7 protein-coding genes and 1 pseudogene are annotated in these 6504 nt (G+C 46.0%); 2 read left to right on the top strand and 6 right to left on the bottom strand.

What is annotated here, in order from left to right:
- Window positions 1-150 precede the first annotated feature (150 nt).
- The gene (locus B5G42_RS16960; RefSeq protein WP_058963677.1) at window positions 151-1599 is read right to left on the bottom strand and encodes an IS1182 family transposase; all 1449 of its coding nucleotides are present in this window, start codon (window positions 1597-1599) and stop codon (window positions 151-153) included.
- A 180-nt stretch (window positions 1600-1779) separates the two neighbouring features.
- Here B5G42_RS16960 and B5G42_RS16955 point away from each other — a divergent pair.
- Together B5G42_RS16955 and B5G42_RS16950 are read left to right on the top strand one after the other, a co-directional pair.
- Window positions 1780-2154, top strand: a pseudogene (locus B5G42_RS16955) (hypothetical protein); the annotation flags it as partial.
- A gap of 2 nt (window positions 2155-2156) precedes the next feature.
- Window positions 2157-2360 carry a transposon-transfer assisting family protein gene (locus tag B5G42_RS16950; RefSeq protein WP_087272939.1) on the top strand — a complete coding sequence of 68 codons (204 nt, stop codon included), beginning with the start codon at window positions 2157-2159 and terminating at the stop codon, window positions 2358-2360.
- A gap of 62 nt (window positions 2361-2422) precedes the next feature.
- On the opposite strand, the gene B5G42_RS16945 is transcribed toward B5G42_RS16950, so the two are convergent.
- The 5 genes from B5G42_RS16945 to B5G42_RS16925 form a co-directional block, all read right to left on the bottom strand.
- Complete coding sequence (locus B5G42_RS16945) at window positions 2423-2716, bottom strand: helix-turn-helix domain-containing protein (RefSeq protein WP_242961273.1); 294 nt, start codon at window positions 2714-2716, stop codon at window positions 2423-2425.
- A 368-nt stretch (window positions 2717-3084) separates the two neighbouring features.
- Window positions 3085-3606 (bottom strand): hypothetical protein, encoded by a 522-nt coding sequence (locus B5G42_RS16940; protein WP_087272934.1) that lies wholly within the window; start codon window positions 3604-3606, stop codon window positions 3085-3087.
- On the bottom strand, window positions 3603-4427 hold the full coding sequence (locus tag B5G42_RS16935; protein WP_087272931.1) for a CPBP family intramembrane glutamic endopeptidase: 825 nt from the start codon (window positions 4425-4427) through the stop codon (window positions 3603-3605). Before B5G42_RS16935 ends, B5G42_RS16940 begins: the two co-directional genes overlap by 4 nt.
- Before the next feature lie 4 nt (window positions 4428-4431).
- On the bottom strand, window positions 4432-5319 hold the full coding sequence (locus B5G42_RS16930) for a helix-turn-helix transcriptional regulator (protein WP_031476476.1): 888 nt from the start codon (window positions 5317-5319) through the stop codon (window positions 4432-4434).
- Window positions 5320-5581: 262 nt separating this feature from the next.
- Window positions 5582-6214: a TetR/AcrR family transcriptional regulator gene (locus tag B5G42_RS16925; protein WP_087272928.1), complete on the bottom strand. Its 633-nt coding sequence runs from the start codon at window positions 6212-6214 to the stop codon at window positions 5582-5584.
- Window positions 6215-6504 lie beyond the last annotated feature (290 nt).

The raw sequence follows: 6504 nt of genomic DNA, 5'->3' as shown, positions 1-6504 counted from the left end.
ATGTTTCCTATATTGTGAACTGACAATTTGCTCAGTAGCTGGTTTATGATGCCAAACAACTCAGTCCATTGAGCAAAAAGCAAGGCGGGGAAAGATCTTGAAGATCTCTCCCCGCCTTGCTTCAGCTTGTAGAAAAACCTGCTGTGACAATCAAGCCAGAGCAGGTTTTTTGCATGAAAAGTAAAAGAACAGAGAAAAAGGAAGAAGATTTCCTCTCCATCTTGTTGGTTTGCGGAGATCCGACCCTGGATGGGTGGCGTTCCATTTCCAGATGGCCAGCTTTTTCAGATTCATGGCAGCAAATTTAAGCTTCACCCAGTTTGTCACCTGAGCCAAGCCTCTGTACTGTGTGTAACGCATCCCGTGCTTTTCCTTCGCATCGGCAAACACACGCTCAATCTTCTCTTTTCGCAGCCGGTACAGCTCTTTGTACACCGCCATGTGCCGGATATGCTCTGCCATCTCCACGTAGTCCTGCCAGACATGGCGCAGCACAGTTTTCTCACACTTGGCGTTTTCGGTGCACATTCCTCTGGTGGGACAAATTTTGCAAAGATAGGCGCGGCTTTTGTATTCCCGGTAACCGTCCCGGTTTGTGGTGGAATAATGCAGTGCGTGGTATTCGGGGCAGATCACATCGTCAAAGTATTCGTCATACACATAGGCCCACCAGGGGTGGCTGTTCTCTTTGGTTTTGGGTCTGGTATAGCAGGTGGAAAGAACGCGGCCGCTCTCAAAAATTCTCTTGCAGATCCAGGGTGTTTTGTAGGCGCTGTCCGCCACCACTGTTTTGTGTTCGGGATGGTACTTGCATAGTTCGTCATAGAGGGAATCAAAAGCTACGCTGTCGTGGACATTGCCGGGAGTGACGTGAACACCAAGGATAAAATTGTGCTTGTCGCAAGCCGTGTGCGCTTCGTAGGCAAAGCATTTTTTGTGTTCCCCCTTGTGGAACACGCCGCTTTCCGGGTCGGTGGTGGATACCACTGTTTCCTTCTCTTGGGGCGGCTTTTTGTCGCTGTCATCCGAAAAAGGCTTTTTCCCGTGTTCTTCCCGGTCTTTGTTTACCTCGTCAAACAGCTCTTTCGTATACCGTTTTGCCTGTTTGGGAACTGCCTTTTTGGCCTGCTTTTTCAGATTGGCACTTGCCTTAATATGTGTTCCGTCCACAAAAATTGCTTCCGTGTCCAGATATCCTTCCTCTGCTGCGGCTTTCAGCACCCAGCGGAACACATACTCCACCGTGGCGTGGTTAAACCGGTGCTTAAAGTTGTAGCTCACTGTGGAAAAGTGCGGCACTGCTTCATTCAGCGGATATCCAATGAACCAACGGTATGCCAGATTCATGCTCACTTCTTCCAAGGTTCGGCGCAGCGAAGAAATGCCGTAAATATGCTGGATTAGTACGATCTTAAACAGCACCACTGGGTCGACGCTCGGTCGCCCATTGTCTTCGCAGTACAGATCTTCTACAAATTCGTAGATCTTCTTGAAATCGATGGCTGAATCGATCTTCCGCAGCAAGTGATCCTGTGGGACCATATTTTCCAAACTTACAAATTCCAGCTGTCCTCGATTTTCTGCGTTCTTTACCAGCATTTTTATCCCCCCACACTATTATACCGCTTTCTTTTCCTCAATACGAGAAAAAGGCCACCTTTCGGTGATCTTTTTCGACAGGCTGAAGCAAGGCGGGGAAAGATCTTGAAGATCTCTCCCCGCCTTGCTTGATATATATGTATTATCTCTCTTTCCCTTTTGACCAGCACAGGATTGACAGCTCACGTCACGGCGCTGCATGACGGCATGATTTTGGCCGAGGCGCAGCGGATTGTGGCCGGACTGAAAGACCTGTCCGCCCCCAACAGCCCCAACAAAACGCATTTCATGGTGGAGCTGTCCCCGTACTTCGTCCAGATCGCGTCCAGCAAGGACACTGACCGGCTGTTTTCCATGCTGCCCTATAAATCCCTGTGCTTTACCGGCATGAAAGACCGGCACGGCCTGTATGCGTTGATCGGCAAGGACGAGAACCGGGACAAGGAAGTGCGGAGGCCCCGCGCTTCCATCCGCAGGCAGCTATCCGAAACCAAACAGGCCCAAGCCCCGAAAAAGGCCCCGGCCAGAACCAAGAAAAACGAATTGGAGGTATGACAATGGTACAGTTTACCGTGGAAGAAGAAAACCTGATCTGTATGTATCACAAGAGCGACCGGCGCAGGACGGCGGCCAACATCCGGGCCGCCCTGCCGGATATGGACGAGGACATGGCGGCTCTGGCCCGCCAGACTGCCGACAAGTTGGACACCATGCACGACGCCGACTTTGAGGCGCGGCAGTTCCATTTCACGGACGAGTGATCCAAGCATAGCAAAGCGCCGCGCGCGGGGGCTGTATGCCTCTGCGTCCGGCGCTCTTTTTCTTATGCCTGCCCCATCGGGAAGTGTGGCAGTTCTTCCAGCAGTTTCAGAATAAGGTGCTGCTTCATATCTTCGTCAACGGTCAGCTCGTCGATCAAGGGGGTGTAGTGTTCGATCACCCTTTCTTTGGCCCACTTCTCACCGGCAACGGCGGCCTTGATGGTATCAGTGTCCAGTAACATTTCATGTTCGGCCATCGTGTCAACTCCTGTCGTTTTTTGTCTTATTCCAGCATACCACAGAACCGGCGGGAAAACCAGCGCCGGAAAGATTTTCCTACGCATTTCAAAGCCCATTCCGACAGGTATTTGATAAATCATTCTGCCACCCCACCGACCACCCCCGAAAAGCCTTGATTTCCGTGGGCTTTTTGACCCCTAAATGCGTAGACAGGAGGGGCTTTTCAGCTCTCGTGTTCAGCACATGGTTTATGACGATGCTGCACTCTATAATTCATATTCTGTTCCTTGCTTTAACTTTCTTGTTCTCATATAATCAAAGAAAAGGAAAATACTCTATGCTGTAACATTTTACGGACATTTCTCTGTTATACTATAAAAAAGCTCAAAGGAAGTGAAACAATGAAACAGATTTTGATTGTCGAGGACGACAGTTTTTTGAATAAGATGTTATCCATTCACTACTCACCATAAAAAAAACCATTCTATTTCCCTTTATTTTTCTGCTCCAGTTCCGCACCATAACGGACAACCATAGAAAGTAAAATCAAGCAGATGCCAAGCGTAATACTGCCTGCATCATCAAACCTGTTCCATTCTGCCAGACCGATATTTTCGTAGATGCCGTCTATCACTGACATAGATATAATAGATATTGCAATCTCTATAATTCCAAGCTGCTTTATCCTATCTGCACCTGCGTTTGTAAACGGCGTACCCTCTTTCAACTCCGCTGTAAAATAGCGATAGGCAAATGCCGTGAGGATTCCGCCAGACAGCAAAGAGATTGCCGCAGCAGCTAAAATCCCTACAAGCTGCCCTTTGCTCATTTCAGCCGTAACCGACAGGAAATTGAGAAACTGGTTTTCCATATTTAACACATCTGATGCCACAAGAGTTGCCCCGATGGACGCTAAAACCACTCCTACAATGGCAAATATCAGAATAATTTTTGAGAGTATCTGCAACACCCTCATGCCTTTTTGGATTTTCTCTAAATTGCTCATTCTTTACTTTTCCTTTCTTCGCTATTATTCTTTTCCAAAGGCTTTTCAACAGTCTTATTCCTTACAAGCACGGCAATCGGCGTGATTACAAGATACAGAACGGTCAAAATCACAAAGAACCCTATATCCGCATCCAAAAACACATAAACGATATTAAAGCCAAAGTGCAGCAATACCGAATAGAGCAGGTTATTATGCCGTTCCAGAAAAATGTTCATCAGCACCGTAATGGATGTAATCACAACGATATTGGAAATGACATAGGGAATTGCCCTCCAGTCAGTAAACTCCGAGTCCACCACCCAAAGCAAAGTATGCCAGAAGCACCATACCAAGCCCTGGCAGACAGAGGATTTCAAAAAGCCATACTTTTTATGAAATTCCTCCCGCATAAAGCCACGCCATCCTAATTCCTCCCCTGTCGGTCCCGAAGTCAGGGAGAGGAAGATACTAAGCGGCAATGCTGTCGTTCCCAGATTGATGTAGGACAGCATTGGCTTTCCCGTCATAATGGAATAGAGAAACAACGACAACACGCTGATGCCAAAAGTAAAGGCAAAGGAGAGCAGCAACGGAAGCAGCTTTACTTTCCCAGAAAAGCACCGCTTCACAAAAGCCGTCCTTGTTTCATATGGTCTGAAATACCTCCATCCAATCAAAAGCAGATAGGTCGGCGACCATGCGATAAGGTTTCGGACAACCCACATGATGACAGGCGGCGCATGAAAGACAAGGCTTGCCGAGCCTGCTACAAAAATAATAAGCATCCAGACCAGAATATAGGAGCTGATGATATATTTCTTCAGATAATTTGTTTTCATTCCATTAGCTCCTTTCCCTGTCCGTGCTAATGACAAGCTCGCTCTTGATACCGTTCAGTTCAATGATATTCTCCGCATCGGGCGTGTCGAAGCGTTCCGTCTGCCGTCCGTCTTTCTCATAAGAGATACTTGTTCCAATCCCTTTTGTAACGGCAGTAAAAACAGTGTCCTCTGGAACATGGATTTTTGAGGTTGCCGATACTTGGTTGATTGCAATCTCCCCATTCAAAGAACGGCATACAATCTCCATATCCAGATTGCAGTTTACCTCTACCGTACCAGAAACATCCGCCAAAGCGATATACGGCGTCTTTACATCAAGCTCTATGCTGTCGCATTCCAGAGAACGGATTTCCACCGTCTCCGCATTGACCGCACATTCGATTTTCCCGACATAGGGTGATGGGATTTGGACGAAGATACTGACCGCTTCCTTTGCCGTCGTTTCGGATACGCCATTTTTTCGGTTTACATCCACATCAATCCTTTTTCGGATGTCGTCAATCTTGACCTTGAAATCATTCTGGAGCGTGGAGAAGGTATTGGATGCCAGACGGACACGGATTTTCTCGCCTTCGTAGCCTGACAACTGGAATTGCTTTGCTCCGCCAAACTTCATATCATAGCGTTTCGGCTCGTCAATATCGTACTCCGTGATACTCTCATAAAGATAATCCGTCGGTTTTTTCGCCCCTCTTTCATTAGAGAGCAGCTCGTCAATGGAAATGTCAAACAGGGCGGAGATTGCCATGATATTTTCAATGTCAGGAATACCCGCATCCGTTTCCCACTTCGTAACCGCCTGTCTGGACACGCTGAGCTTCTCTGCCAACTGTTCCTGCGACATTCCTGCCTGCTTGCGGATGGATTTTAATTTCTCTGCAAATGTCATGTTCGTGACCTCCTTATTTTGATATGCCCAGTATAGGAAAGCGTATTTTGCATTACAAGCAAGCAGGGTTTACATTTCAGTTTTTTCTGCTACTTTGCGTGGCATTTCCCCTTTTGCTATGACTTTGGTCTTCTTCTCTAAAAATACAGTTTATTTATAGACCGTCTGCCTGTCGGTAACGGATTGAAAAGTAAAGGAACAAATCTGTTCCCTTATCTTTCCTTCCTATAATTTAATCAAACTCCATAATTATCGGAAAACATCATTTCTGTCCAAATAACGGACGGATAATTTCCTCCATACTTCCTTGCTCCATATTTAGAAGCCGCTCCAAATTATAAATAAATGCTGTCATCTTCTTTTTCTTTTCTTCCTCGCTATATTCCATGAGGTCATCAAATGCTGTATAGGAATATAAAAAAGTCATTTCAGCAACTTCTTCTGGATAATCCGTCTGGCATATCCCCTGCGAAATTCCCTCCGTAATCAATGTCGCAATAAGCGGTGTGACTTCGAACAATAATTTTTCTTGTATTTTCTGGTGCATAAGGGCATTTTGCGGTTTATGTACCTGTTCCAATATCTCATGACCAAAGCTGCCGTCACTTATATTAAGAGCAAGCATCATCATCGTAAAACGCTGTAACACGGGTATCTCCGTTTGTTTCACAATTGATTTTGCTTTTTCAAGTATTTGCTCTGTCATACGGTCAATCATTGCATCCAAAATTTCTTCTTTGGATTTGAAATGATAGTAAAGCGTACCTCTTGCAATGCCGATTTCTTTCAGAATGTCATTGGTGCTTGTGGCATCATAGCCTTGTTCTCCAAACAATCTCCCTGCAACATCCAATATCTCATTTTTGCGTTCTTCCGCCTCTTTTACAATTCGCATTTTCTACACGCTCCCAAACACATCAAGACCGACAGATTGTCGGTTGTTATTCTATCATAGAGAGCGTTCGCTGTCAAGAAATAGTCACTTTTATAAAGTTTATAGCTCTTTCATCTCTGCTGATAGGCTATTAAATCTCTTGTTGTCAGAGATTTCACATCGTTCTATCAGTGTGTTTGGCATTTTGGAATGTGAACATTGGGCCCCGCAAGTGAGCAAAAGGCCCCCAATAAACATTCAGTAATTATATAACCAGTCTATTTCTCCTCTTGTCAGGAGTTTGGCAGACA

The organism is Flavonifractor sp. An91 (genome assembly GCF_002159225.1).
GTDB lineage: Bacteria > Bacillota > Clostridia > Oscillospirales > Oscillospiraceae > Flavonifractor > Flavonifractor avicola.
The sequence above is the reverse complement of the archived record's forward strand: the minus strand, read 5'-3'. Positions and strand labels throughout refer to the sequence as shown.

Bases quoted from the DNA above. Each gene is read 5' to 3' on its own strand.
- B5G42_RS16960 (WP_058963677.1), bottom strand. From the start codon at position 1,599: ATGCTGGTAAAGAACGCAGAAAATCGAGGACAGCTGGAATTTGTAAGT.
- B5G42_RS16950 (WP_087272939.1), top strand. From the start codon at position 2,157: ATGGTACAGTTTACCGTGGAAGAAGAAAACCTGATCTGTATGTATCAC.
- B5G42_RS16945 (WP_242961273.1), bottom strand. From the start codon at position 2,716: ATGGGCTTTGAAATGCGTAGGAAAATCTTTCCGGCGCTGGTTTTCCCG.
- B5G42_RS16940 (WP_087272934.1), bottom strand. From the start codon at position 3,606: ATGAGCAATTTAGAGAAAATCCAAAAAGGCATGAGGGTGTTGCAGATA.
- B5G42_RS16935 (WP_087272931.1), bottom strand. From the start codon at position 4,427: ATGAAAACAAATTATCTGAAGAAATATATCATCAGCTCCTATATTCTG.
- B5G42_RS16930 (WP_031476476.1), bottom strand. From the start codon at position 5,319: ATGACATTTGCAGAGAAATTAAAATCCATCCGCAAGCAGGCAGGAATG.
- B5G42_RS16925 (WP_087272928.1), bottom strand. From the start codon at position 6,214: ATGCGAATTGTAAAAGAGGCGGAAGAACGCAAAAATGAGATATTGGAT.